This window comes from Devosia epidermidihirudinis, from assembly GCF_000971295.1.
In the GTDB taxonomy this organism is placed as follows: domain Bacteria; phylum Pseudomonadota; class Alphaproteobacteria; order Rhizobiales; family Devosiaceae; genus Devosia; species Devosia epidermidihirudinis.
In genome coordinates this window covers 1-24,695 of sequence record NZ_LANJ01000011.1, presented here as the reverse complement: position 1 = coordinate 24,695, position 24,695 = coordinate 1, and the positions used below count along the sequence as shown (strand labels likewise).

General features: G+C 61.0%; 26 protein-coding genes. 10 read left to right on the top strand and 16 right to left on the bottom strand.

Translation table 11 applies throughout. The features are described 5' to 3' along the window. Positions 1 to 75: 75 nt before the first annotated feature. Positions 76 to 1,869: an aspartate--tRNA ligase gene (gene aspS / locus WH87_RS03135; protein WP_046138532.1), complete on the bottom strand. Its 1,794-nt coding sequence runs from the start codon at positions 1,867 to 1,869 to the stop codon at positions 76 to 78. A gap of 189 nt (positions 1,870 to 2,058) precedes the next feature. Between aspS and rnd the strand changes: the two genes are divergently transcribed. Beyond that, complete coding sequence (gene rnd, locus WH87_RS03130) at positions 2,059 to 3,228, top strand: ribonuclease D (protein WP_046138533.1); 1,170 nt, start codon at positions 2,059 to 2,061, stop codon at positions 3,226 to 3,228. Positions 3,229 to 3,290: 62 nt separating this feature from the next. Here rnd and WH87_RS03125 read toward each other — a convergent pair whose 3' ends face one another. The 4 genes from WH87_RS03125 to WH87_RS03110 are packed head-to-tail and all read right to left on the bottom strand — an operon-like array spanning position 3,291 to position 8,799. Continuing rightward, complete coding sequence (locus WH87_RS03125) at positions 3,291 to 4,826, bottom strand: Ppx/GppA phosphatase family protein (RefSeq protein WP_082092469.1); 1,536 nt, start codon at positions 4,824 to 4,826, stop codon at positions 3,291 to 3,293. A 2-nt stretch (positions 4,827 to 4,828) separates the two neighbouring features. After that, entirely contained in the window at positions 4,829 to 6,994 is a 2,166-nt protein-coding gene (locus tag WH87_RS03120; protein ID WP_046138534.1) for an RNA degradosome polyphosphate kinase, read from the bottom strand. After that, on the bottom strand, positions 6,987 to 7,730 hold the full coding sequence (locus WH87_RS03115) for a P-loop NTPase family protein (RefSeq protein WP_052726343.1): 744 nt from the start codon (positions 7,728 to 7,730) through the stop codon (positions 6,987 to 6,989). Before WH87_RS03115 ends, WH87_RS03120 begins: the two co-directional genes overlap by 8 nt. Next, positions 7,708 to 8,799 (bottom strand): AI-2E family transporter, encoded by a 1,092-nt coding sequence (locus WH87_RS03110; RefSeq protein ID WP_046138535.1) that lies wholly within the window; start codon positions 8,797 to 8,799, stop codon positions 7,708 to 7,710. Before WH87_RS03110 ends, WH87_RS03115 begins: the two co-directional genes overlap by 23 nt. 134 nt (positions 8,800 to 8,933) lie before the next feature. Here WH87_RS03110 and purM point away from each other — a divergent pair, with 134 nt between their 5' ends. Both purM and purN read left to right on the top strand, forming a co-directional pair. Further along, positions 8,934 to 10,010, top strand: a complete 1,077-nt coding sequence (gene purM / locus WH87_RS03105; protein WP_046138536.1) for a phosphoribosylformylglycinamidine cyclo-ligase — start codon at positions 8,934 to 8,936, stop codon at positions 10,008 to 10,010. A 44-nt stretch (positions 10,011 to 10,054) separates the two neighbouring features. Further along, entirely contained in the window at positions 10,055 to 10,582 is a 528-nt protein-coding gene (gene purN, locus WH87_RS03100) for a phosphoribosylglycinamide formyltransferase (RefSeq protein ID WP_046138688.1), read from the top strand. An 8-nt stretch (positions 10,583 to 10,590) separates the two neighbouring features. Here purN and WH87_RS03095 read toward each other — a convergent pair whose 3' ends face one another. Then, positions 10,591 to 11,196 (bottom strand): PilZ domain-containing protein, encoded by a 606-nt coding sequence (locus WH87_RS03095; protein ID WP_046138537.1) that lies wholly within the window; start codon positions 11,194 to 11,196, stop codon positions 10,591 to 10,593. Between the two features lie 185 nt (positions 11,197 to 11,381). Here WH87_RS03095 and WH87_RS03090 point away from each other — a divergent pair, with 185 nt between their 5' ends. Further along, positions 11,382 to 12,275, top strand: a complete 894-nt coding sequence (locus WH87_RS03090; protein WP_046138538.1) for a DMT family transporter — start codon at positions 11,382 to 11,384, stop codon at positions 12,273 to 12,275. Positions 12,276 to 12,356: 81 nt separating this feature from the next. Here WH87_RS03090 and gatB read toward each other — a convergent pair whose 3' ends face one another. The 3 genes from gatB to WH87_RS03075 form a co-directional block, all read right to left on the bottom strand. Then, the gene (gatB, locus tag WH87_RS03085; RefSeq protein WP_046138539.1) at positions 12,357 to 13,856 is read right to left on the bottom strand and encodes an Asp-tRNA(Asn)/Glu-tRNA(Gln) amidotransferase subunit GatB; all 1,500 of its coding nucleotides are present in this window, start codon (positions 13,854 to 13,856) and stop codon (positions 12,357 to 12,359) included. Between the two features lie 215 nt (positions 13,857 to 14,071). Further along, the gene (locus WH87_RS03080; protein WP_046138540.1) at positions 14,072 to 14,581 is read right to left on the bottom strand and encodes a GNAT family N-acetyltransferase; all 510 of its coding nucleotides are present in this window, start codon (positions 14,579 to 14,581) and stop codon (positions 14,072 to 14,074) included. Positions 14,582 to 14,592: 11 nt separating this feature from the next. Then, the gene (locus WH87_RS03075; protein WP_046138541.1) at positions 14,593 to 14,907 is read right to left on the bottom strand and encodes a chorismate mutase; all 315 of its coding nucleotides are present in this window, start codon (positions 14,905 to 14,907) and stop codon (positions 14,593 to 14,595) included. A gap of 315 nt (positions 14,908 to 15,222) precedes the next feature. Here WH87_RS03075 and WH87_RS03070 point away from each other — a divergent pair, with 315 nt between their 5' ends. The 3 genes from WH87_RS03070 (at position 15,223) to WH87_RS03060 (ending at position 17,368) form a co-directional block, all read left to right on the top strand. Continuing rightward, complete coding sequence (locus tag WH87_RS03070) at positions 15,223 to 15,480, top strand: YjhX family toxin (protein WP_046138542.1); 258 nt, start codon at positions 15,223 to 15,225, stop codon at positions 15,478 to 15,480. Between the two features lie 241 nt (positions 15,481 to 15,721). Further along, entirely contained in the window at positions 15,722 to 16,360 is a 639-nt protein-coding gene (locus WH87_RS03065) for a DUF998 domain-containing protein (protein ID WP_046138543.1), read from the top strand. A gap of 93 nt (positions 16,361 to 16,453) precedes the next feature. Then, on the top strand, positions 16,454 to 17,368 hold the full coding sequence (locus WH87_RS03060; RefSeq protein ID WP_046138544.1) for an ABC transporter substrate-binding protein: 915 nt from the start codon (positions 16,454 to 16,456) through the stop codon (positions 17,366 to 17,368). 38 nt (positions 17,369 to 17,406) lie between these two features. Here the strand turns inward: WH87_RS03060 and WH87_RS03055 are convergent, their stop codons facing one another. The 7 genes from WH87_RS03055 to WH87_RS03025 form a co-directional block, all read right to left on the bottom strand. Beyond that, complete coding sequence (locus tag WH87_RS03055) at positions 17,407 to 17,724, bottom strand: hypothetical protein (RefSeq protein WP_046138545.1); 318 nt, start codon at positions 17,722 to 17,724, stop codon at positions 17,407 to 17,409. 110 nt (positions 17,725 to 17,834) lie between these two features. Beyond that, positions 17,835 to 18,206, bottom strand: a complete 372-nt coding sequence (locus WH87_RS03050) for a hypothetical protein (protein WP_046138546.1) — start codon at positions 18,204 to 18,206, stop codon at positions 17,835 to 17,837. A gap of 3 nt (positions 18,207 to 18,209) precedes the next feature. Continuing rightward, positions 18,210 to 19,694, bottom strand: a complete 1,485-nt coding sequence (gene gatA, locus WH87_RS03045; protein WP_046138547.1) for an Asp-tRNA(Asn)/Glu-tRNA(Gln) amidotransferase subunit GatA — start codon at positions 19,692 to 19,694, stop codon at positions 18,210 to 18,212. Further along, positions 19,687 to 20,148 (bottom strand): hypothetical protein, encoded by a 462-nt coding sequence (locus WH87_RS03040; protein WP_046173219.1) that lies wholly within the window; start codon positions 20,146 to 20,148, stop codon positions 19,687 to 19,689. The genes gatA and WH87_RS03040 overlap by 8 nt, the downstream gene beginning before the upstream one ends. Then, positions 20,145 to 20,627 (bottom strand): GNAT family N-acetyltransferase, encoded by a 483-nt coding sequence (locus tag WH87_RS03035; RefSeq protein ID WP_046138549.1) that lies wholly within the window; start codon positions 20,625 to 20,627, stop codon positions 20,145 to 20,147. Before WH87_RS03035 ends, WH87_RS03040 begins: the two co-directional genes overlap by 4 nt. After that, entirely contained in the window at positions 20,628 to 20,915 is a 288-nt protein-coding gene (gene gatC, locus WH87_RS03030; RefSeq protein ID WP_046138550.1) for an Asp-tRNA(Asn)/Glu-tRNA(Gln) amidotransferase subunit GatC, read from the bottom strand. A gap of 86 nt (positions 20,916 to 21,001) precedes the next feature. Beyond that, complete coding sequence (locus WH87_RS03025; protein WP_046138551.1) at positions 21,002 to 21,532, bottom strand: hypothetical protein; 531 nt, start codon at positions 21,530 to 21,532, stop codon at positions 21,002 to 21,004. Positions 21,533 to 21,604: 72 nt separating this feature from the next. Here WH87_RS03025 and ruvX point away from each other — a divergent pair, with 72 nt between their 5' ends. From ruvX to pyrC, 3 genes are all read left to right on the top strand, one after another. Further along, positions 21,605 to 22,063, top strand: coding sequence for a Holliday junction resolvase RuvX (ruvX, locus tag WH87_RS03020; RefSeq protein WP_046138552.1), 459 nt, complete (start codon positions 21,605 to 21,607; stop codon positions 22,061 to 22,063). 131 nt (positions 22,064 to 22,194) lie between these two features. Next, complete coding sequence (locus tag WH87_RS03015; protein WP_046138553.1) at positions 22,195 to 23,172, top strand: aspartate carbamoyltransferase catalytic subunit; 978 nt, start codon at positions 22,195 to 22,197, stop codon at positions 23,170 to 23,172. After that, positions 23,169 to 24,461 carry a dihydroorotase gene (gene pyrC / locus WH87_RS03010; protein ID WP_046138554.1) on the top strand — a complete coding sequence of 431 codons (1,293 nt, stop codon included), beginning with the start codon at positions 23,169 to 23,171 and terminating at the stop codon, positions 24,459 to 24,461. The genes WH87_RS03015 and pyrC overlap by 4 nt, the downstream gene beginning before the upstream one ends. Positions 24,462 to 24,695: the final 234 nt, after the last annotated feature.

Here is a 24,695-nt window from a genome sequence, read left to right as displayed (position 1 = left end):
AAACCATAATTGGCCCAGCCAAACAAAAAGGCCCCCGCGGAAGCGGAGGCCTAAGACTCAAATCGGCAAGGCCGATTACTTCTCCTGAACGCTCGTGCGCAGGCTCAGTTCACGCAGCTGCTTGGCCGAAGCCGGAGCCGGCGCGCCCATCAGCAGGTCTTCGGCCTGCTGATTCATTGGGAACGCGGTGATCTCGCGCAGGTTCTGCACGCCGCAGAGCAGCATCACGATACGGTCCACACCGAATGCAGCGCCGCCGTGTGGAGGCGCGCCATACTGGAACGCACGGTAGAGGCCACCGAACTGCTCCTCGACCTCGTCGCGGGTCTTGCCGGTCAGCTCGAACGCCTTGACCATCGTGTCAGGCAGCTGGTTACGGATCGAGCCGGAGGCGATTTCGAAGCCGTTGCAGACGGCGTCATACTGGTAGGCCTTGATCGTCAGTGGATCCTGGCTGTTCAGCGCGTCGATGCCGCCCTGTGGCATGGAGAACGGGTTGTGGGCAAAGTCCACCCGCTTCTCTTCTTCGCTCCACTCGTAGAATGGGAAGTCGACGATCCAGCACAGTGCAAACTGTTCGGTATCGACCAGGTCGAGATCGGTGCCAGCCTTGGTGCGCGCTTCGCCAGCGAACTTGTAGAACTTGTTCGGGTGGCCGCAGACGAAGAACACGGCGTCGCCGTCATCAAGACCCAGCTGAGCCTTGAGCGCAGCCGTGCGCTCTTCGCCGATGTTCTTGGCGATTGGGCCGGAGCCCTGCCCGTCCTTGAAGAAGATGTAGCCAAGGCCTGGCTGGCCTTCGCCCTGCGCCCACGCATTCATGCGATCGCAGAACGCGCGGCCGATTGGCTCGGCGCCGGCCTTGTTCTTGGCTGGGATAGCCCAGACTTCAACCTTGGCGTCTGCTTCGATCTGGTTTGCGAAGACCTTGAAGCCCGAACCGGCGAAATGCTCGGTCACGGCGACCATTTCGATCGGGTTGCGCAGGTCGGGCTTGTCCGAACCATACTTGCGGATCGCGGTATCATAAGGAATGCGCGGCCATTCCCTGTTCACGCGCTTGCCGTCGGCAAACTTCTCGAAAATATCGGAGATCACTGGGGTCATCGTGTCCCAGATTTCTTCCTGCGTGACGAAGCTCATCTCCAGGTCGAGCTGGTAGAATTCGCCCGGCAGACGGTCAGCGCGGGGATCTTCGTCGCGGAAGCAAGGCGCGATCTGGAAGTAGCGGTCAAAGCCCGCCACCATCAGCAGCTGCTTGTACTGCTGCGGCGCCTGCGGCAGCGCGAAGAACTTGCCGGGGTGGATGCGGCTTGGCACGAGGAAGTCGCGCGCGCCTTCTGGCGATGATGCCGTCAGGATAGGCGTCGAGTATTCCGCGAAGCCCACGTCGGCCATGCTGTTGCGCATCGCCGAGATGATCTTGGTGCGCTTCACGATGTTGGCATGAAGCTTTTCGCGGCGCAGGTCGATGAAGCGGTACTTCAGACGCACATCTTCAGGATAGTCCTGCTCGCCAAACACAGGCAGCGGCAGTTCCTTGGCTGCGGACAGCACTTCGATTTCGCGGATGAACACTTCAACCGCGCCGGTTGGCAGGTTGGTGTTCACGGCAGCTGCATCGCGCAGCTTCACTTCGCCGTCGATACGGATAACCCATTCAGAGCGCACCTTTTCGGCTGCCGCGAATGCAGGAGAATCAGGGTCGATAACAGCCTGCGTCAGGCCGTAATGGTCGCGCAGATCGATGAACAACAGGCCGCCATGGTCACGAATGCGATGCACCCAGCCGCTGAGGCGGACGGTTTCACCGGCGTTCGTGGCGGTCAGCGCCCCGCAAGTGTGCGAGCGATAGCGATGTGTGGTCATGGTCGGAACTCTGAAAAAAGGCCGGAATCTTGGGCGGGAAAAGCGCATGTGAGCCCCCGCTTGTCAAGTTGAACGCCCTATCCGGTGCCACGAAGGCTAACCACACAGCGCCGCTCAACAAATCCGTTCTGGAGTGAACGTGTTCCACCTGCTAGGAACAATGTTGACTTTTATAAGACGGACTCCGGTATGGACCTCATAGTTTCCACAGACGTACTCGCTGCTTTTTGCGAGCGCGCTGCAAAGTTCGATTTCGTTACTGTCGATACCGAGTTCCTTCGCGAAACCACGTACTGGCCCAAGCTGTGTCTTATTCAGGCGGCGACCAATGACGAGGCGGTACTGATCGATCCGCTGGCGCCTGGCCTTGATCTGTCGCCATTCTTTGTGCTTCTGGCCAACCCCAATGTCACCAAGGTGTTCCACGCCGCCCGGCAGGACATCGAAATCTTCGTCAAGCTGACAGGCAAAGTGCCGGTCAATATCTTCGACACCCAGATTGCCGCCAGCGTCTGCGGCTTCGGCGACAGCGTGTCCTATGACAATCTTGTCCGCTCGATCACCAATGTCGAACTCGACAAGTCCAGCCGCTTTACAGATTGGTCGGCCCGCCCGCTCACCGAAAAGCAGCGCCTTTACGCCTTGGCCGACGTGACCCATCTGCGCGACATCTATGTCGAACTCCGCAAGCAGGTCGATGCCACCAAACGTTGGGACTGGGTTGAGGATGAGCTGGGCGTGCTGCGCAGCATCGATACCTATGTCGTCCAGCCCGAGCAGGCCTGGGAACGCCTCAAGTTGAAGATCAATCGCCCGCGTGATCTCGCGGCGATGAAGAAACTGGCCGAGTGGCGCGAGCGTCGCGCGCAGGATGGCGATCAGCCGCGCAGCCGCGTCCTTAAGGACGATGTTCTGTTCGAGCTGGCCCAACAGCGCCCGCTGACAGCCGATGCCTTCGAGAAGCTCCGCGCCGTGCCCCGTGGATTTGGCCGCAGCAGCGCCGCCGCCGAAATCATCGCGATCCTCAAGGACGTCGAGGCCCTGACCAAGGCCGAGCTGCCCGACATGCCCGAGCGCTATCGGGGCCCGTCGCCCAAGGGTGCTGTTGGTGATCTCGTGCGCGTCCTGCTCAAGTCTGTTGCCGAGCAGCATGGCGTCGCCGCCCGCATCATCGCCACCTCGGACGAGATCGACGCCCTGGTGCTCGATGACGATGCCGATGTCCCTGCCCTCAAAGGCTGGCGTCGCAAGTTGTTTGGCGAAAAGGCCCTCGACATCAAACACGGCCGTATCGGCCTCGTGGCGACCCGCAAGGGCGTCATCGAGTTCGCGGTCGCGGAAAACCACCCGGCCGAATAAGTCTTCTGAAATGCAAAAGACGCCCTCGGACATCATCCGGGGGCTTTTTTTGCGCGGGGACCTTAGTCGACCCGCACCTTGGCATTTTTGTAGCCTGCAACGCTGGCGAACTGATCCAGCCGCCCCTGCAAATGCTCGCCATTGAGAAACGCCAGATCACCCGGCAGAACGAGGGCCAACTGATTGCCATTCACCTCAAAGCGAATGCGCGGCAGAATTCCCGGCATGGCGGCCGTCATTGGATAGGCCACCCGGAACAGCGCCCCTATCAACCGGGCCCGCGCAGTCATTTCCGGTCCACTGAGCTTGCTCACCGGCGCTGCCGCCTTGCTTTTGAGCCCGCCATAGCGAATGGCAATCACCTGCGCCAGAAACGCCCGCCCGGCATGGTCCACGCCACTCATCGAGCCATAGGCCACGGAATCAACGCTCTGTGGCCCACGATAGTCCGGGTGAGCCCGCCAGCCGATATCGGCCAACAGGCAGGACACGATCCGCAACCGCGATTGCTCAACCGTCTCGACGCCACCTGCCGCGGCCAGAAACTGCCCGGTGAAACCAATCAGATCGCTGGCATGGGCGGGCGAGCGCGACCGCAACACCGACAACTCTTCCGCACACTGGATCAGCGGATCGATGGCCTTCTCGTCATCATCCAGCAATCCAAACAGAAAGCCTTCGCGCACGCCGAGCGCCGAGAACACCACATTGGCGAACTTGCCGCATTTCAGCACTTCGCTCAAAACCGCCGCGCCAAACGGCACCAGCTCCCGTCGCGATGAACTGACCGAGCTGGCGCCGGAGTAGCTCTTGAGCGAGCTCGCACCGACGATCTCCGCGCAAAACGCGATCATGTCGTCGGCGGACACCACATAATTCTGCACCATATGCAGGGGATAGCCGCGCTCCATCTGGTGGAGCTTGGCAAGCGAGCGCCAGGTGCCACCGATGGCGGCGAAGGAGCCGCCCTGCGCCACTTCGACCAGCGACGTCTGGTCCAGCCGCTCACGCACGATCGCTGCGGCCCGCACGGCCGATCCATTGCTGTCGTCCTGCAGCCGGATCACGCCCAGCTCGAACGACTGCCCATTGGTGTCGTGCCCATCCAGGATCGTCGACAGCTCAAGGCTGCCGCCACCCAGATCACCCACAATGCCATTGAATTCAGGAATACCGGCAACAACGCCCAGCGCCGCAAAGTGCGCTTCTTCTTCGCCGGATAGCACCCGGACCTTGTGGCCCATGATTGCCTCGACTGCGTCGACAAATTCATTGCGATTGGCTGCGTCGCGCACCGCAGAGGTGGCCAGCACGTAGACCTTGCCCACCCGCATCATGCGCGCCACCAACGCAAACCGCTTGATGGCATTAAGGGCCTGCGCAACGTTGGCGTCTGCCAAACGTCCCGTCTGCCCAACCCCGCGCCCGAGGGCGCAGGCGGACTTTTCGTTATAGAGAGGCGTTAGTGCCCGTGCGTGACGCTCGTAGACAACCAGTCGCACCGAGTTTGAGCCGATATCGAGCACAGCGACAGGCTTTGCGCCCTTGATGCGTCCCTGTGCGGTCGGATCGGCGTCCACGCCCCAGAATTCGTTCAAGCCTAGGCCTCGTCACCTTCGACCGTGCCGGCGCTGCCGCGGCCCGACAGTGACGGATTGGTCATGAAGTAGTCATGCGCATTGAACGGCTCTTCGCCCTCGCTGGTGCGCACACGATGCGAGCTACCATCAGGCAGCACTTCCCAGCTCTGCTGGTTGTCTCGCAGATAGGCAACCAAAATCACATCCAAAATCTGCTTGTGCACGGTCTTGTTGAGAATTGGCACCATGACTTCCACGCGACCATCAAGGTTACGCCCCATCAGATCTGCCGAGGAAATATACACCTTTGCCCGTGGACTTGGCATCACTTCGCCATTGCCGAAGCAATAAATACGGCTGTGCTCGAGGAACCGGCCGACCACCGATTTAACGCGAATATTGTCAGAGAAACCCGGAATACCGGGCCGCAGGCAGCAAATGCCGCGCACGATCAGATCAACCTTCACGCCCGCCTGGCTGGCGTCATACAGCGCATCGATGATCGCTGGGTCCACCAGCGAGTTCATCTTGAGCAGGATGCTGGCCGGCTGGCCGTTGCGCGAGAACTCGATTTCGCGCTCGATATTGTGGATCAGCGTTTCCCGCAGGTTCACTGGCGATACCGCAATTGTCTCAAGCTCCGTCGGACGTGCATAGCCGGTGATGAAGTTAAACACCCGCGCCACATCGCGTGTGATCGAGGGGTCGATCGTGAAGTAGCTCAGATCGGTGTAAATCTTGGCTGTGATCGGGTGATAATTGCCGGTGCCGATATGGCAATAGCTGACCAGCTTGCCCTTTTCGCGCCGCACCACCTGGCTCAGTTTCGCGTGCGTCTTGAGTTCGATGAACCCGAACACAACCTGCGCCCCAGCACGCTCCAGATCGCGCGCCCAGCGGATATTGGCCTCTTCGTCAAAGCGCGCCTTGAGCTCGACAAGGCAGGTCACCGACTTGCCGGCCTCGGCCGCCATCACCAGCGCCTTGATAATCGGGCTATCTGCCGACGTGCGATAGAGCGTCTGCTTGATCGCCACCACGTCAGGGTCGCGCGCCGCCTGCATCAGGAACTGCGCGACCACATCGAAGCTCTCGAACGGGTGGTGGACCAAAATGTCCTTGGCGCGGATTGCCGCGAAGCTGTCACCATTGTAGTCGCGAATGCGCTCTGGGAACCGTGCGTGATAGGGCTTGAACTTGAGGTCAGCGCGCTCGACGTCGCAAATCTTGCGCGCATCGGCCAGCCCCAGGAACCCCGGCACCTCGAACACGTCGGCTTCCTTGACGCCCAGCTGTTCGCCGATCTGGCGCTTCAGCGCCCGTGGCATCGAGCTTTCGATTTCAAGCCGGATCACTTGCCCGCGTCGGCGCTGGCGCAGTGCGGACTCAAACTCCACCACGAGATCGGCGGCTTCGTCGTCAATTTCGATTTCGCTGTCGCGGATCACGCGGAACGCACCGGAGCCCACCACTTCGTGGCCTGGGAACATCTTGTGGAAGAAGATCTTCACCAGCGTATCGATGGTCACAACCTCGCTGCGCCCCTCGGACACCAGTCCGGATGGCAGGTTGATGAAGCGGTCGAGATTACCCGGAATACGCACCAGCGCGGTCAACGGTATGTCATTATCCGGACGGCGCAGCTCGAATGCCAGTGCCAGACCCAGATTGGGAATGAATGGGAACGGATGCGCCGGATCGACCGCAATCGGCGTCAGAACGGGGAAAATCTCTTCCCGGAACAGTTTGGACAGATAGCTCACCTGATCCGCCGTCAGGTCGTCGGACTCGTGGATCACCACGTTCTGCTCAAACAGCTCTTCGCGCAGGTTCTGCCAGTGGTCCTGCTGCTCCAGCTGCAGGTGCTGAGCCAGCGTCGCGATTTCCTCGAGCTGCTCGGCTGGCGTCAGGCCATCGGCGCTCTGCTTGGCAAGGCCCGCCCGCACCTGCCCCTTAAGGCCAGCGACGCGCACCATGTAAAATTCATCGAGATTGTTGGCAGAGATCGACACAAACCGCAGCCGTTCCAGCAGCGGGTGGTGTTCGTTGCCGGCTTCTTCCAGCACGCGCATGTTGAACTGCAGCCAGCTGACTTCACGATTGACGAAGCGCGCAGGGCTTTTGCGCAATGCCTCTACGTCTGGAACGCTGGTTTCGGCTTCAGGGAAATCGCTCATCTCATTCATCGTCCGGGTTTTCCCATTCATGTCCGTGCTGCGCACCATGCGCCGTCTGCCGCTGGTCCAGCGCTTCGGCGGCAATGCTGCGGGTAATGGCCGTCCCCTTGGCAAGCGCCAGCCTGTCCATCAGATCGACGAGAAGCACCACCTCCTCCGTCGAGCGCTCCATGCGCGCCACCAGATAGGCAATGATCTTCGGATCGACGGTGATTTGTCGATCCCCGAAGAGTTTCACGAACATATGTGACAATTGAATGTCGTCCGTCAGCTCGAGCGTAAAGGCCGTTGCCCGGCGTGCGCGGGAGCGAACGTCGTCCGTCGCCAGTGGCCAGTTGGCCACCTCTTCGCTTGCCGTCAGCAACAGCGGACGATGATCGCGCATGCACTGGTTAAGCAGGTGGAATAGTCCGGCCTCGTCATAGTCCAGCCGGTCGACGTCTTCCACGACTAACGCGCCCTGCCCGCCATCCCGCGCCAACGCTTCAAGATCATTGATCCCGGCAAACACCGCACCGCTCCGGTCGGCAAATATGCGCGCCAGATGCGACTTGCCCGATTTTGCCGGCCCCACCAGCAGTGTTAGCGGATCGCCCCAATGCGGAAACGCCATGATACGGCCATAAGCCAGCTCATTGCCTTCCCCCACCAGGAAGTCAGCCTCACCATGGGCAGGCGTATGGCCCAGCTCAAACGTAAGTTGGCGCGTTTCGGACACTGAATCAGGCCGCGCTGACGTCGCCATCCAGATCACCATTTGGTCCCTTGTACAGCGCACTCGCCTTATACTTGGCGACGCCATAACGCACCAACACACCCACGATCGCCGCCAGCGGCACAGCCAGCAACAGGCCGACAAAGCCAAACAGCGCGCCGAAGGCCAGCAAGGCGAACATCAGCCCGACCGGGTTGATATTGATGCTCGAGCCAACCAGCTTGGGATACAGGATATTGCCTTCGATGAACTGCCAGCCCATGAAAATCGCGCAGACGGCAACCACCATCCACCAATTCGGCCAGAACTGAACGAGCGCGATACCGATCGACAACGAGAAGCCGACGGCAAAGCCCATGAACGGCACAAAGCTCAACAGGCCTGCAATCAGCCCAACCGCGAGGCCGAAGTTCAGCCCCAGAAGGCTCAACGCCGTCGCATAGAACGCCGCATCGATCAGCAAAACGCCACCCTGACCGCGAATAACCCCGGCCATCGACTTGTCGATATCGCCCAGAATGCCGTTGATCTCTGCCTTGTGTTCCTTCGGCAACAGTCCCTGCAGTCCGCGGATCATGCCTTCCCAGTCCAGCAGCAGATAGAACGCCACAACGGGGGTCAGCAGCGAGATGCCGATAACGGTCGCGCCAGTGTAGCCGATATTGACCAGCTCGGCTGGCAATGTCGCAATGAAACCAAGTGCTTGGCGCGCCAGGTCACTGATGCTCGTTTGCACCTGAGCTGCACGCTCCGGCCCCAGCCATTCGTTAACTTCAGGCGACCAGCGGGCGAACAGGGCCTGCAAATCGGTCACGTATCCTGGTGCGCGCTGTATAAGGCCAACCACCTGCTGGCCGATCAGTGGCACCAGCATGAAGAACAGCCCAAGCACCAATGCCAAAACGAACAACAGCACGATGCTGGTGGCGCCGACGCGGTTAATCTTGAGCCTTTGCAACTGGTTGACCACGGGATTGAGCAGGTAAGCCAGCGCTGCGCCCACAACGAATGGCAGCAATATACCGCGGAATAGATACAGCAGCCCGATCAGCACCACAAAGAACGCGATCCAGATCAGCACTTGATTTCTCAGGGTCATAGGCGAGCGCGGCCCTTGCGTCGATGTGGTGGAGAAGCTATCAGGCCGTCTAGCTTCCGGCTCCGGAATTGGCAACCGCCTTGGCTTTCCGGTAACGGCTTTGCGCACGCTTTCTCCACATGGTTCCGAGGCCTATGTCTGATCCGCAAAACCTGACACCAAACGGTCTCTCATACAAGCAGGCAGGTGTCGATATCGACGCCGGTAATGCCCTTGTAGAAGCGATTAAACCCGCAGTTCGTTCCACCCGTCGCCCCGGCGCCGATGGTGAGATCGGTGGCTTCGGCGGTTTGTTCGATTTGAAAGCGGCCGGTTTTAGCGATCCCGTGCTCGTCGCGGCCAATGATGGCGTCGGCACCAAGCTCAAGATCGCCATCGATACCGGCAATCATTCCACCATCGGGCAGGACCTGGTGGCGATGTGCGTCAACGACATTATCGTTCAGGGCGCTGAGCCGCTGTTCTTCCTCGACTACTTTGCCACCGGCAAGCTCGATGTCGAGCAGGGCACCGCCATCGTCAACGGCATCGCCGAAGGCTGCCGCATTGCCGGTTGCGCGCTCATCGGCGGCGAGACCGCTGAAATGCCTGGCATGTACCATGGCAATGACTACGATCTGGCTGGCTTTGCCGTAGGCGCCGCCGAGCGTGGCACCCTCCTCCCACGCCCCGACATTGCCGAAGGCGACACCCTGGTCGCCATCGCGTCCTCGGGTGTTCACTCCAACGGCTATTCGCTGGTCCGCAAGATCGTCGAACTATCCGGCATTGATTGGTACATGGACGCGCCCTTCGCGCCCGGCCAGTCGCTGTCCGAAGCCCTGCTGACGCCAACCCGCATCTATGTGAAGCCCCTGCTCGCCGCCCTCAAGGCCGGCATTGGCATCAAGGCGCTGGCCCACATCACCGGCGGCGGCTTCATCGACAACATTCCGCGCGTGCTGCCCGAGCACCTCGCAGCCCATGTCGATCTCGACGCGGTGAACGTGCCCAAGGTCTTCGGCTGGCTGAGCCATGTCGGCGGCATGAGCCAGCACGAGATGCTCCGTACCTTCAATTGCGGCGTCGGGATGCTGGTCGCGGTCGCGCCCGAAGATGCGGACAAGCTGGTGGAACACCTCAACGCTGCAGACGAGATCGCCTCCATCGTCGGCAAGCTCACCGCCCGCACCGGCGAACCCGTCACTTTCGACGGCAAGCTGGCGCTGTGATCAAGAAGCGCGTCGCCATCCTGATCTCGGGACGTGGCTCCAACATGTCGGCGCTTATCCAAGCGGCGAAGGCGCCTGATTATCCCGCAGAGATCGTCGGCGTGCTGTCCAATCGCGCTGCAGCGCCCGGTTTGGCCATCGCGGCTGCCGAAGGCATCGCCACGGCCTCGCTCGCCCAGAGCAAGTTTCCCACACGGGACATGCTCGAGGACGTGCTGACACAGACGCTCGAAAGCTGGGACGTCGACATCGTCTGCCTGGCTGGCTTCATGCGCGTGCTGGGCGAAGACTTCACGCTGCGCTGGGCCGGACGGATGATCAACATTCACCCCTCGCTGCTGCCGCTCTACAAGGGCCTGCACACCCACGAGCGCGCGCTCGCAGACGGCGCCAAGGTCCATGGCTGCACGGTCCATTTCGTGTCGCCGGGTCTTGATGAAGGCGATCCAATCCTGCAGGCCGAAGTCCCTGTGCTCGATGGCGATACGCCTGAGACGCTCGCGGCCCGCATCCTGATCGAAGAACACCGGATCTACCCGGAAGCGCTCCGACTGCTCGCAAACAGCCTCTAAGACTTCGGCTACTCCTTGCCGAAGCGCATCTGCTCGAAATTCTTCAGCACCAGCGGCTCGGCGAACTCAACGCCAAACGCCTGCCGCTCACTGCGCACCACGGTTGCCGGGATGGATCCCACCATCACCACGCTGCCAAGGCTCGGCGCGCGATCCGCGGTCAGCTTCGCGCCGGTCGCGGAAATATCGATCAGAAGCGCCCGGTCCCACTGCTCGTTGCCTACCGTCAGATCAACCTGCGGATAACGTGGCGTCAGTCGTGGCGAGCGCCGCATGTCCTTGGTCAGCCCGCGACCGCGTCGAACCATCCAACGGATCGTTCCCGACAGCCTCCGCCTCGTGGCGTCGCTCAACTGCAGCTCAAGCTCCACTGTGCGCGGACCAGCCAAACGGCTGACTACGCCACGCAACAGGCCAAACTCGGGGAAATACGCGACCCACTTCGCACCAATCGCGCCAGGCGCCGCACAGTCGATGGTCAAAGTGTCTACGGTTACCACGCGCGTGTGGCACACCTGCTGGACGCCAGCGCCCCGCTCATCGCGCACGGTGTAATTGCCGCGCACCTGGCCGATGAATTGGAGGTAATCGACGATGTATGTGGGAGGCGGCACTTGGATGACCCGATAGAACTACGCTAATCCTACAATTCACAACTGTCGATTTGGTTCACATTAACCCAAAATATCGAATGGGAGCCGCCGCGGTCATAACGCGAATTGATGGCAACCATCGTCAAAATCGGTTCGACCTTTGTTACACCGAGGCATAGCGTCCGGTCTTTCCGAGGTAGAATCAAATGGCCGCACGCGACTGGGCGCTTCTCATATTTGTTGGCAGTATCTGGGGCTGCTCCTTCCTGTTCAACGCGGTTCTGCTACGTGAACTAGGACCGATCTGGATTGCAGCGGGGCGCGTCTCCATCGCTGCTGTCGCCAGTTGGGTGATCTTCGTCGCCCTGCGCAAGCCGGTGCCGCGCGATCCGATGCTTTATCTCAAGCTCGGCATACTCGGCATTTTCAGCTACGCGCTGCCCTTCACCCTGTTTCCGCTCGGCCAGGCCCATATCGCCAGCGGCCTCACCGCCATCATCAATGCGCTGACACCCATCCTGACCGTTGTCGTTGCTCACTTCTGGCCCGGCGGCGAGAAGGCCAAGATGAACAAGGCACTCGGCGTTGTGGCCGGTTTTGCCGGCGCAGCGCTCCTAGCCTCGCCCGCCCTCACTGGCGGCCACGCTGGAGACCAGTTGATTGGTATCGGCTTCTGCCTACTGGCCACGCTCTGCTACGCGGTCACTCTCAACGTCGCCCGTAGCTTCCGCGCTGTTGATCCGACCACCCTGGCGACGATCGCCATCACCGGCGCCGCCGTTGTCTCCGTGCCCGTCGCCTTCCTCATGGAAGGCGTGCCGCACGCCACACGCGTCGAAACCTGGGCCGCGTGGCTGGCGCTGGGCCTGTTCTCCACCGCCCTCACCTTCCAGATCATGTATCGCCTGTTGCCGCGCATTGGCGCGACCAACTTCGCGTCCAACACCTTCATCTCGCCGGTCGTCGCCATCATCCTTGGCGTGACGCTGCTGGGTGAAACCATCCTGCCCGTCCACATCGCGGGCATGTTGCTGGTGTTTGTCGGTCTGCTCTGCATCGATGGTCGCGTGCTGCGCCTCTGGTCCCGACCTGCAGTCTAACGGTCAGACAACCCATCAAAAAGAAGCCCCGGTTGATCTAAGATCAACCGGGGCTTCTCATTTTTGCAGAGAACTCAGGTCCTATTCGAGACCGAGCTTCTTCTTCATCAAATCGTTCAGCGCCTGTGGGTTGGCTTTGCCACCCGATGCCTTCATCGCCTGGCCAACAAACCAGCCGATCATCGTCGGCTTCGCCAGCACCTTGGCAACCTGATCGGGGTTGGCCGCAATGATCTCGTCGATGATCGCTTCAATGGCGCCAAGGTCGGTGACCTGCTTCATGCCGCGACGCTCGACGATCTCGGCAGGCTTGCCTTCGTCTTCCTTGGTGATGATCAGGGCTAGCAGATCCTTGGCGCCCTTGCTCGAAATCACGCCATCAGCCACCAGGTCGACGATCTCGGCGATCTGCTCGGCCGTCACGTGGGTCTTGTCGAACGTGGTCGTCTGCGTGTTGGCGTAAGCGGCCAGATCGCCCTGGATCAGGTTCGATACAGCCTTGCCGTCGCGCTTGCGGGCGCCGTGCGTTGCTGCGGCCTCAAAGAAATCTGCAGCTTCACGGTCCAGCGTCAGCACCATCGCGTCATAGGGCGTCACGCCATAGTCAGCGATGAAGCGGGCCTGCTTTTCATCTGGCAGCTCTGGCAGGTGTTCGGCCAGCGCCGCGATGAACGCCTCGTCGAATTCCAACGGCAGCAGATCGGGATCGGGGAAGTAGCGATAGTCGTGTGCTTCTTCCTTGGAGCGCATCGAACGCGTCTCGCCCAGCTTGGGGTCGAACAGGCGAGTTTCCTGGTCGATCGACCCGCCATCTTCCAGAATGTCGATCTGGCGGCGCGCTTCATATTCAATCGCCTGACCCGCGAAGCGGATCGAATTGACGTTCTTGATCTCGCAGCGCGTACCGAACTCGCCACCGGGGCGGCGCACCGACACGTTGACGTCGGCACGCATGGAGCCCTGCTCCATATTGCCGTCGCAGGTGCCGAGGTAGCGCAGGATGGTGCGCAGCTTGGACAGGTATTCCTTGGCTTCTTCGGACGAACGCAGATCTGGCTTGCTGACGATTTCCATCAGCGCCACGCCGGAGCGGTTCAGGTCCACAAAGCTCATATTCGGATGCTGGTCGTGGATCGACTTGCCCGCGTCCTGCTCCAGATGCAGGCGCTCGATCCCAATCTCGATCTGCCCTTCCGGCATATCCAGATAGATCAGGCCTTCACCCACGATAGGGTCCTTGAACTGGCTGATCTGATAGCCCTGCGGCAGATCGGGATAAAAATAGTTTTTCCGGTCAAACACGCTGCGCTTGTTGATCTTTGCCTTCAGACCCAGCCCGGTGCGCACAGCCTGGCGCACGCACTCCTCGTTGATCACGGGCAACATGCCGGGCATGGCCGCGTCGATAAACGAGACGTTGGCATTGGGCGGATTGCCGAATTCAGTCGACGAACCGGAGAACAGCTTGCTCTCGCTGGTCACTTGCGCATGCACTTCCATGCCGATGACAATTTCCCAGTCACCGGTTGATCCAGCGATGAAGCTCTTGGGATTGGGCGTGCGCGTATCGATAAGGGTCAATTGAACGTCCTGAAAGGCAAGGCAAAGCTATGCAAAACGCATAGTGGGAAGGGGTGACAGATGCAATCGCGGATTGTCAATTTGGCGCGAACTGGCCAAACCCACCGCTCATCTCCCGGCTCAAGCCGAGGGCACATGAGGCAAGATGTAAGAACAGGCACCAGACAAGTCCCTCCCCCTATCAGGGGGAGGCTAGGAGGGGGTATCCTGAGAACTCAGTCCTCTTCGATATCGCCCTCAAAAGGATCGAGCGTCTTTTCCAGATGAACGCTCATGAAGGGCTCGTGCGCCGCGCGGCCATCCGGCTTTAGTGCCAGAATGCGATAGCCCTGCCGCTCGTAAAACCGCACGGCCCGCACATTGTCCGCTGGCGTTTCCAGCTGCACATGGTCGGCACCCTCAAGTTCGAGCATCGACTCCATGCGTCGTAGCAGGAGCGAGCCCAGCCCATGGCCCTGCAATTCCGGTATCACGAACAGAAACGGGATATAGGCCCGCCGCGATGAACGGGAGCACCAGCCAACCACAACGCCATCCACTTCGGCGACGATGATACGGGCAATGGTCTCGCCCACTACCTGATGCAGCCGCTGCCGCTCGGTCTCTTTCAGCCCGGGCTGGTCGGTGAGCAATGGAAAAATACCAGTTTCCCAGGCGCGATAAGCGATATCCGCCAGCCTGGCGGCATCTGCCTTCACAGCCTGACGAATGCTGATCCCGGGCATGGCCTTCTCCCTCATTGCGTGCGGCGCCGCGCCGCGATGATGCCCTTCTCGTAATTGATGTTCCAATCGATCAGGGTCCGCCACACAAGTTCCGCCTGATCCTCATCAAGATCAAGGGCCAAACTACGCTCGCGCAGCCGCGCAATGACCGCCTCGATGCGCACAGGATCACGAGCCTCATGCGGGTCCGTCTTGATCTGCGCCATGCGCGTCACATAGCGGTGCCGCTCTGCGAAAAGGCTCAGCAACGCCTGATCGACGCGGTCGATTTCAGCGCGCACATCTTCTTTGGTTTCGCATTCGGCAGGCGTCTTGGTAGCGGTCACGAGTCCATCCAGTGCAGGTTTTACGCAGTGCAGTTTTCCGTGTTGCCGGTTTGCACCGACACGGCGACGATATCAACTGTAGCCGCCATTCAAGCTTGGCCTTGGCAGGCGGCGCAACTATGCTCACCACGCTAATCAAGGTTTTGTTTTATGTCTAACCAGTCTGAGACCCGCTAAAGCCCCGTTCTGTCGGAACGGGGCTGAATAAACCGATCTGCCGCCGCGCGCGATGCCTGCGGCTGATCCTGTTTGTTCGCGGGTAGACTGGCGGTAGCGCGTTGCGCACCCCCGCCCGCTTTTCGGGCTTAGACAAAATTGGATATTTCTAAAGACGAACAGCGCGTGCTCCATGCACTCGCTCAGGGCGGCCGTATTGCTTTGGTGCGCGACGACAACGGCAAGGTCACTGACCTTGAATTCTTCAACCGCGAAGGTCGGAAGCTCAACACCTGCAGCCTGCTGCTCTTCCGCAAGCTGAAGTCGAAAAAAGCCATCAAATCCCAAGGCGGCCAACCCTACCGCATCACCAAACGCGGCCTAGAACTGGTTCGCAGCGAGCAGGACAACCGGTAACGCAGAAGCGGTAATGCCAAGGCTACCAATCCTGTCCCGCCCACCGGGCTGCCCTCGGACTTGATCCGAGGGCCACTCCCCACACGCCGCCACCATGTCATTCCCGAGAAAGCGGGAATAACGTGGTGAGCGTTGAATCATCATAGACATCGTCACCGCCCCCGCGCCTCACTTCGGGGTCCCCGTGATTTGACAATTCCCTCCGCCCCACGCTCACATCCCCCATCTCCGGGGGAACTCCATGACCAGCCAGATTCGTCTTGGCGCCATTTTCTGGCTGCTGACCATCGAGTTCTTCCTCGCCCAGTTCATCGCCCAGGCGGCATGGCCCGCTTATTCCATGGCGCTCGATGACATCAGCCTTCTCGGCGTCACCACCTGTGGCAGCTATTTCAACCCTGCCCCCGGCGGCACCGAACTGGTCTGTTCGCCTCTCAGCCTCGTCTTCAACACCGGCATTGTGCTCAACGGCGCGCTCGTCGTCCTCGGCATCTGGTTTACGCGCACGCTCTGGCCACAAGGCAAACTCACAGTGTCGGCCCTCTGGCTGCTGGCATTGGGCGGCGCCGGCAGCATGCTCGTCGGCATTTTCCCGCTCAATGCCGTCCTGCCGCTCCACATGCTGGGCGCCACGCTGTCGCTCGGCATTGCCTGCTTCGGCTTCTTCCTGCTGGGCGCGGTCCTCTGGCGCACGCACCGCCCCTTCGCGCTCTATACGATCGCCACCGGCGCCATTGCGCTCGTGGCCTTCCTCCTCTACGTGGCCGGCATTTACCCCTTCGGGCGCGGCACCATCGAGCGCGTCGCCGCCTGGCCACACACCATCTGGTACATTGTCACCGGCTTCCTCATCCTCTCCGGCGACCTCACTGCCAAATAATTTGACAAACATATTCATGTTTGTTTGATGCGATGAACACTGCTGCCGTCTCAATCGGCTGGCGGTGCTGCTTAATTTCGCTTGAGGGTTTTAATGTCCGTTTCCCATTCAATCCGCGCTGTCAGCCTGGCGCTCGTCCTTGCGGCCTCGGCTTCGCTGCCACCCGCCTTTGCCGCCGACACCGTCAACTTCTCCTACGCCGACAACACCGTTGAAGTGCCCAAGGAACCACTGCGCGTCGTCACCATTCAGGGCCGCACCGATCTTGAATTCGCGATCATCGCCGGGTGGAACGTTGTCGCCAGCGGCAACTTCGTCGCTGGTCAGGAGCGCCCGGGCGAACAGTTCCCAGATTTGGTTCCAGCCGACCTGCCCCTTCTTGCCGTCGACGTCACCAAGATCAATTTCGAGCAGCTGATCGCCTTTGAGCCTGATCTGATCATCATGGGCAGCTATGGCTACCAGACCGATTGGTACGACAATGCCCGCCTACGCCAGATCGCACCGATTCTGCCGGTCAGCGATGGCCATGATGGCTGGAAGAAGGATCTCTCCGCCCAGCTCGCCCAGTTCGGCCTGGCCGATAAGGCCAATGGTCTGCTTGCCAAATACGACGCCCGCATTGCCGAAATCAAAGCCGAGATCGGCCCGCTCGTCGCCGGCAAGAAAGTCGGCATTCTCGTGAGCTCGGAAGATTCGGCCCTTGTGCAGCACTCCAACCTGCAGATGGTCACTGCGCACGATCTCGGCCTCGATCTGCCCTTTTGGGACCCAGAGCAGGATAGCGGCACTGAGTTCGCTCAGGAAAACTACGGCGAACTGGCTGTCTTCGACCTGATCATACGCCAGAACCAGAGCGGCGTGGAAAGCGGCCCTCTGTGGGATCGTCTGCCTGCCGTTGCCGCTGGCCATGTCTACGAAGTCGATCAGCGCGACAACCAGGGCTATGGCCTCGCTGGCCTGAACTTCGCTGAAAAGCTTCGCGAAGCCGCCTACCTGCTGAAGTAAACGAAGGCCCCGGGGGATCATCCACCGGGGCCTTTTTCTTAGTGCTTAGTCACTTCGCTGAGGGCAGCCGCGATATGTTCCCACTCGCTGCCCACGCTGGGCGTAGCCCGCTTTTTGCCCGCGCGGCGATACCAGTAATCGGCATTGCCCATATCGGCTTCGATCCAGTGCATCAGTGCGTGGACCCAGTCGAAAGCCTGCACGCCCTCCATCGCCTGAACGATATTGTGCGCCTGCTCCCATTCGGGGCCCACACGCAGCTCGCCCTTCTTCAGCCACCACAGAGCCTGCAAAGGCTTGCTCATGTCTTTGGGTGGCTCGGACCAGTCGAGCGTGGTGAAAATGTCAGCGGCCATCGGCGATACCCTTGTCGGCCCGGACGCCCCTTGAGGCGACGTCACAACCAATTTCAATTTGTGCATGCGCGCCAAATAGGTCGGATCGGCATAGCAATCAAGCCCAAGCCCTATTCGTCACCGAGAAGCCCAGGTTCCAGCTCCGCATAAAGCGGTTCCAGCTGAGCCAGCAAATCGTGCGCCATAGCGCGCGATTTCGCCCAGGACTTGTCCGACAGCGGCGGTGCATTGACAGGCACGCGCGTGACCTCTTCGGCAAACGCCTTCAGCGCCGCAACGTCCTCATAGGACAGATCGCCCTCAGACGCCTCAATCAGCGGCTGGGTGCTCTGGGTAATCTCCCAGCGGTATTCCGCTGGAAGATTGACGCCCTTGGTCTTGGGTTCCACGACCAGCCCTGCGATGCACCGCAGATGCGCCATATAGACGCTCAGGTCCGATCCGAACCCGCCATTGTCGTCAGTCGGCGACCAGCCAGCCATGTCTTACCACCAACGCTTTGGCGAGAAGTCGAGGTTGGCGCTCTTTTCGATGACGCGCGCCGCGGCAAACAGCGTCTCTTCGTCAAATGGCTTGCCGATCAGCTGCAGGCCGAGTGGCAGGCCCTGACCGTCCTTACCCGCAGGTACCGCAATGCCCGGCAGACCGGCCATGTTCACCGTCACTGTGAACACGTCATTGAGGTACATCTTGACCGGATCGCTGGCCATATCCTCATCACCGATACCGAACGCAGCCGAAGGCGTTGCAGGCGTCAGGATGGCGTCGACACCCGCGTGGAACGCGTCCTCGAAGTCCTTCTTGATCAGCGTGCGGACCTTCTGCGCCTTGACGTAATAGGCATCGAAATAGCCGGCCGACAGCACATAGGTGCCGATCATGATGCGACGCTTCACTTCCCGGCCAAACCCGGCAGCGCGGGTCAGCTCATACATGTCGGTGATGTCCTTGCCCGAAACGCGCAGGCCGAACTTCACGCCATCATAGCGGGCAAGGTTCGACGAGGCCTCAGCGGGCGCCACGATGTAATAGGCTGGCAGTGCGTACTTCGTGTGCGGCAGTGAGATGTCCTTGACCGTCGCACCCTCGGCGCGCAGCCAGTCGAGGCCCTGCTGCCACAGCTTTTCGATCTCGGCGGGCATGCCGTCCATGCGGTATTCGCGCGGAACGCCGATGGTGAGGCCCTTCACGCCGCGTTCAACAGCAGCGGCAAAATCTGGCACCGCCAGATCAACGCTGGTCGAATCCTTGGGATCGAACCCAGACATCGAGGTCATCATCAGCGCAGCGTCTTCCACTGTGCGGGCGATTGGGCCAGCCTGATCGAGCGAGGACGCGAAAGCCACAGTGCCCCAGCGCGAGCAACGGCCATAGGTTGGCTTGATGCCGACCGTGCCAGTGAAGGCTGCTGGCTGGCGGATCGAGCCACCGGTGTCTGTTGCCGTCGCTGCTGCGCACAGCCACGCCGAAACAGCAGCCGCCGAACCGCCCGACGAACCACCTGGCACCAGATTGGCATTACTGCCCTCGGCGCGGAACGGGCTGATGACGGGGCCGTAATAGCTGGTCTCGTTGGACGAGCCCATGGCGAACTCGTCCATGTTGAGCTTGCCCAGCATGACGGCGCCATCACGCCACAGATTGGCGGTCACGGTCGATTCATATTCGGGCTTGAAGCCGTCGAGGATGTGGCTGGCCGCCTGCGTGTGCACGCCCTTGGTCGCAAACAGATCCTTGATGCCCAGTGGAATGCCTTCCAGCGCGCCACCCTGCCCGGCCGCGAGCTTGGCATCGCTGGCCTTGGCCATATCGAGCGCCTGCTCACCGGTCACAGCCACATAGGCGTTGAGCGATGGATTGGCCTGTTCGATCGCCGACAGGTACGCCCCAGTCAGTTCGGTCGAAGTGAAGCTCTTGTCGTTGAGGCCCTTGCGGGCATCGGCCAGGCTGAGTTTGGTCAGGTCAGTCAAAGTATGTCTCGCTCAGATTGTCGCAGCGGGTAAATAGCATGCCGTCGGCACTGTGTGCGCTCGGATCGACCTTGCCAGCGGCGGCCATTGCAGTCTCGTAGGAAGAAACGACTTGAATTGTCTTATCGTCGTAAGCGGCGATAGCCAACGTGTCAGGATAAATCTCGCCGGGCAACTCGCACACTGCCGAGACGAAGATTAAGCTGCGCTTGGACACGGCCTTCACGTCGACGAAGTGGCACTGATACTCCGTGCCTTGCAGGCCGCCGGAAAAGCTGAGGCTAATAAAATCGCTCTCCATCCAGGCTTCTGCGCCCCGACGCTCGATGGCTTCGCACGCATCGAGTTCGCTCACGTAGAGCTTGGATTGGTCGATCACACGCTCGTCCTGCGCCATGGCGGAGCCGGTCAGCGCCAGCCCGCACAGCGCCAGCAATGCAATTTGCTTCATCATGCGGGAGGCCCCGCATCCAGCGGCAGTTCGAAGAACGCCGACCATTCACTGTCGGGATAATCCAGAAACGGACCGCGTTCGGCAAAACCGCTGCGCGTGTAAAGGCGATGCGCTTCCGCCATCCCCTCGCCAGTCCCCGTTTCCAGCATCAGCACCTTCAGCGAACGCTCACGAGCCAGTCCGACGATAGCGTCGAGCAGTGCCGAACCGATACGCTTGCCGCGCACTTCTGGGTCGGTGAACATGCGTTTGACTTCGCCCAGCTCAGCCGAATGCACCTTGAGCGCACCCATGCCCACAGCCGCGCCGCTTTCGTCCCGCGCCACAAACAGCGTCGTGTCGCTATCGGCCATCTGCTCCACAGTCATCTTGAACTGGAACTCGAGTGGTGACAGCGGCAAAAGATGCGCGTTCAACTTGGTCACAAGCGCCCGCACATCGTCCTGAAGTGGTGTTTCGACAGCGATCGAAACTGGCATTTATTCGATCACCTTGGGCACCATGAAGAAGTTGTCTTCCGACAAAGGCGCATTGGCGACGATCTTTTCGGGATAGCCACCATCAGTGACCACGTCATCGCGGCGGCGCAACGTCATGGGCGTCACCGATGTCATCGGTTCCACGCCATCCACGTTGATGGACGTCAGCTGCTCGACAAACCCCAACATGGCATTGAGCTCATCCTGATAGGCAGCAACTTCGCTGTCCTCGATACGGATGCGCGCAAGGCGACCAATGCGTTTCACGGTGGCGGCATCAACCGACATGGGAACTCCAGAAAATAGCGGCTCAATTGGGCCGTTCTTAGCAACGGACCGCCGGAAAAGACAATGAATTTGGCTGATGCGTCCGATCAGATTTCCAGCGCCATTCCCGGCTCCAGCGAAAACAGCCCCGTGCCGTCCAATCTATCGCGCAGGGCGGCGATGGCAATGTCGACGTCATCCTCGCCCGCCGCCAGCGCAATCACCTTGGGTGTGCGGGCATCCAGCACGGCCTGCCCACGAGCGCTGAGCGCTGCTCCGTCACCAAACAGCACCACAACCGCGCCATCGGCCCAACGCCCCAGCTCACCAAGATCGTCGCTCGCCAGCAGCAACGGCGCTTCCCCAATCGCGTCGACCAGCACACCGCCAGTGACCGACCACAGCAACACCTCGGGCAGAACCTCGCCCTCATCCAGCAACCGCGCCTGTCGCCGCGGCTTCCAGCTCGCGCCATCAGCCACCGGCAGATCCGCACCATCCAGCGCAAACACCCGATCGGCCCCTGACACCAGCTCCGTCCGATCGATTCTAGCCGGCGCCCCCTTCGCATCCCCCACCAGAATCGCCCCACCAACATGAATGCGAACCGTCGTCCCGCCAAACCAGGTGAGTTTCATCTATGCTTTCCTGTCGCCAAATTGGCGCGCAAACTATAGGACGGGCCGCATCAGGCAAGGGACCCGCCCGCAATGACCGAAGAATTCGCCAATCCGCTCGCCGCCATTCCGGCCACGGGCAAGATTCTCGGACTTGATCTGGGCACCAAGACCATTGGTGTAGCCATCTCCGATGGCATGCGTTATTCAGCCACGCCACTCGAAACCATCAAGCGCACCAAGTTCACCGCGGATGCCATTCGCCTCGATGAGCTGATCGCCCAGAACAACGTTGTCGCCATCATTCTCGGCCTGCCGCTCAATATGGATGGCTCCGAGGGCCCGCGCGTCCAGTCCACCCGGGCCTTCGCCCGCAGCCTCGCCCAGCGCATCACCCTGCCCATCGCCTTCTGGGACGAACGCCTCTCCACCAGCGCCGTCACCCGCATGATGATCGAAGCCGACATGCGCCGCGACCGCCGGGCCGAAGTCGTCGACAAACTTGCCGCCAGCTACATCCTCCAGGGCGCTCTGGATCGGCTACGAAACTGAGGCCAAGAGCGTGGAATATTTTGGAATATTTTCGGCTCGAAAGTGCTCGAACATATTCAAAACCGCATAAATGATCTTGCCCACGCCGCTTGCCTCCCCTAGACCGCATCAAACATCAGGGATGGGAACGCATGGCCCCCAAAGCCTCAACCACGCCCGCCGGTACGTCCGGCGATTATCCCCCTTTCAGCCAGAAGCATCTGCTTTCCATTGCCGATCTCAAACAGCACGAGATCATCGACCTGCTGGATCGCGCCGAGCGCATGGTTCCGGTCAGTCGGCAGGAGCGCAAGAGCTTCCCCACGCTGGCAGGGAAAACCCAGATTAACCTGTTCTTCGAATCGTCCACCCGCACGCAGGGCTCGTTCGAAATCGCCGGTAAGCGCCTCGGCGCGCAGGTGATGAACATGTCGGTCAAGACCAGCTCGGTGTCCAAGGGCGAAACCCTTGTCGATACGGCCGCCACGCTCAACGCCATGCGCCCCGACGTCATCGTCGTGCGCCACTCGGCGGCTGGCGCGGTGGAGCTGCTGAGCCAGAAGGTTGGCTGCGCAGTGATCAATGCCGGCGACGGCGCCCATGAGCACCCCACCCAGGCCCTGCTCGACGCCCTGACCATCCGCAATCACAAGGGCCGCATTTCCGGCCTGACCGTGGCCATCTGCGGCGATATCGCCAATTCGCGCGTCGTCCGGTCCAATCTGCTGCTGCTCGGCGCACTCAATGTCCGCACCCGCGTCATTGCCCCGCGCAACCTGCTGCCCGCCGGTATCGAACACCTCGCCACCGAAGTTTTCACCGACATGCGCGAAGGCCTCAAGGGCGCTGACGTCGTCATGATGCTGCGCCTTCAGCATGAGCGCGCCAATGGCCGTATGATCCCCTCGGTCCGCGAATATTACCACTTCTATGGCCTCGATGCCGAAAAACTGGCCTACGCCAAGCCCGACGCCATTGTCATGCATCCCGGTCCGATGAACCGCGGCGTCGAGATCGATCCGGCAATTGCCGATGGCCCCGCCTCCGTCATCATCGACCAGGTCGAAATGGGCGTCGCCGTGCGCATGGCCGTCCTCGATGCCTTGCTGCCGGCAGGAGACCGCGCATGACCCGCCCCCTGCTCATTGAAAACGCCCGCATCGTCGATCCGGCCTCCGGCACCGACAAGACCGGCGCCGTGCTCATCGAAAATGGCGTAATCGCTGATATCGCCCATGGTGGCCCCGTCGGCGTTCCCGAAGGCGCCGAAGTCGTCAACGCCGCCGGCCACATCCTGTCGCCCGGCCTCATCGACATGCGCGTCTTCACCGGCGAGCCCGGCAAGGAATATCGCGAAACCCTGCAATCGGCCGGCGATGCCGCCGCTGCCGGTGGCGTCACCAGCTTTGTGATGATGCCCGACACCGCACCCGTCGTGGACGATGGCGCATTGGTGGATTTTCTCATCCGCCGCGCCAAGGCCACCTCCAAGGTCAATGTTCTGCCTGCCGCCGCCATCACCAAGGGCCTGGACGGGCAGGAAATGACCGAGTTCGGCCTGCTCAAGGAAGCCGGCGCCGTTTGCCTCACCGATGGCCGCAACTCCATTCAATCGAGCGCCCTGCTCCGCACCGTGATGAGCTATGCCGCCAATTATGGCATGACGATCGTCCACCACGTGTCCGACAAAAGCCTCACCGGCGTGGGCGTGATGAACGAGGGCCTGTTCGCCACCGTGCTCGGCCTCAAGGGCATTCCGCGCGAGGCCGAGACCATTCCGCTGGCCCGCGACCTGCAATTGGCCGCCCTGACCAAGACCAAATATCACGCCGCCCAGATCTCCTGCGCCGGTTCCGTCGAGCTGCTCGCTGCAGCCAAAAAGCGTAACGCCTCCGTTACGGCCGGTATCTCGATCAACAACCTCTCGCTCAACGAGAACGACATTGGTCGCTACCGAACCTTCTACAAGCTCTCGACGCCCCTCCGCGCCGAGGATGATCGCCAGGCGGTGATCGAGGGCCTGCGCAATGGCACCATCGACACTATCCATTCCGATCACGACCCGCAGGACACCGAGGTCAAGCGCCAGCCCTTCGCTGAAGCCTCTGACGGTGCCATCGGCCTCGAAACCTTGCTCGCGGCAGCCCTGCGCCTCGTCCACTCCGGCGATGTCGACCTGCTGACGGTCCTACGCGCAATGACCATCCGCCCCGCCGAAATCCTCGGCCTACCCTCTGGCCGCATCGCCAAGGGCGCGCCCGCCGACCTGATCCTGTTCGATCTCGATTACCCCTGGCAGGTCAACGAGCGCGACTTCCGCTCCCGTTCGCGCAACACCAGCTTCGAAGGCGCCCGCCTCGCCGGCAAGGTCATGCGCACCATCGTCGGCGGCGTCACAGTGCATACGCACGTCGACTAACGCCCCTCACGCTCCGCTCTGTTCTTCCCCCTAACAGGGGGAGGCCAGGTGGGGGTACTCCGATCCGTCGATCAACACACCCCATATCCCATCCACAAGGCTGCCCTCGGACTTGATCCGAGGGCCCCTCTCCACGCCCGCCGTACGGCCAGAGACCCAGGGTCAAGCCCCAGGACAGCGCCGGCATCAGTGAAACTGGAACAGGCCCATCAGCCCTGATGGTAAGCCCCACCC

What these genes read in the sequence shown, in the direction of transcription:
- aspS (WP_046138532.1), bottom strand. Translation starts at nt 1,869, where the DNA reads ATGACCACACATCGCTATCGCTCGCACACTTGCGGGGCGCTGACCGCC.
- rnd (WP_046138533.1), top strand. Translation starts at nt 2,059, where the DNA reads ATGGACCTCATAGTTTCCACAGACGTACTCGCTGCTTTTTGCGAGCGC.
- WH87_RS03120 (WP_046138534.1), bottom strand. Translation starts at nt 6,994, where the DNA reads ATGAATGAGATGAGCGATTTCCCTGAAGCCGAAACCAGCGTTCCAGAC.
- WH87_RS03115 (WP_052726343.1), bottom strand. Translation starts at nt 7,730, where the DNA reads ATGGCGACGTCAGCGCGGCCTGATTCAGTGTCCGAAACGCGCCAACTT.
- WH87_RS03110 (WP_046138535.1), bottom strand. Translation starts at nt 8,799, where the DNA reads ATGACCCTGAGAAATCAAGTGCTGATCTGGATCGCGTTCTTTGTGGTG.
- purM (WP_046138536.1), top strand. Translation starts at nt 8,934, where the DNA reads ATGTCTGATCCGCAAAACCTGACACCAAACGGTCTCTCATACAAGCAG.
- purN (WP_046138688.1), top strand. Translation starts at nt 10,055, where the DNA reads ATGTCGGCGCTTATCCAAGCGGCGAAGGCGCCTGATTATCCCGCAGAG.
- WH87_RS03090 (WP_046138538.1), top strand. Translation starts at nt 11,382, where the DNA reads ATGGCCGCACGCGACTGGGCGCTTCTCATATTTGTTGGCAGTATCTGG.
- WH87_RS03080 (WP_046138540.1), bottom strand. Translation starts at nt 14,581, where the DNA reads ATGCCCGGGATCAGCATTCGTCAGGCTGTGAAGGCAGATGCCGCCAGG.
- WH87_RS03065 (WP_046138543.1), top strand. Translation starts at nt 15,722, where the DNA reads ATGACCAGCCAGATTCGTCTTGGCGCCATTTTCTGGCTGCTGACCATC.
- WH87_RS03060 (WP_046138544.1), top strand. Translation starts at nt 16,454, where the DNA reads ATGTCCGTTTCCCATTCAATCCGCGCTGTCAGCCTGGCGCTCGTCCTT.
- WH87_RS03055 (WP_046138545.1), bottom strand. Translation starts at nt 17,724, where the DNA reads ATGGCCGCTGACATTTTCACCACGCTCGACTGGTCCGAGCCACCCAAA.
- WH87_RS03050 (WP_046138546.1), bottom strand. Translation starts at nt 18,206, where the DNA reads ATGGCTGGCTGGTCGCCGACTGACGACAATGGCGGGTTCGGATCGGAC.
- WH87_RS03040 (WP_046173219.1), bottom strand. Translation starts at nt 20,148, where the DNA reads ATGATGAAGCAAATTGCATTGCTGGCGCTGTGCGGGCTGGCGCTGACC.
- WH87_RS03035 (WP_046138549.1), bottom strand. Translation starts at nt 20,627, where the DNA reads ATGCCAGTTTCGATCGCTGTCGAAACACCACTTCAGGACGATGTGCGG.
- gatC (WP_046138550.1), bottom strand. Translation starts at nt 20,915, where the DNA reads ATGTCGGTTGATGCCGCCACCGTGAAACGCATTGGTCGCCTTGCGCGC.
- WH87_RS03025 (WP_046138551.1), bottom strand. Translation starts at nt 21,532, where the DNA reads ATGAAACTCACCTGGTTTGGCGGGACGACGGTTCGCATTCATGTTGGT.
- ruvX (WP_046138552.1), top strand. Translation starts at nt 21,605, where the DNA reads ATGACCGAAGAATTCGCCAATCCGCTCGCCGCCATTCCGGCCACGGGC.
- WH87_RS03015 (WP_046138553.1), top strand. Translation starts at nt 22,195, where the DNA reads ATGGCCCCCAAAGCCTCAACCACGCCCGCCGGTACGTCCGGCGATTAT.
- pyrC (WP_046138554.1), top strand. Translation starts at nt 23,169, where the DNA reads ATGACCCGCCCCCTGCTCATTGAAAACGCCCGCATCGTCGATCCGGCC.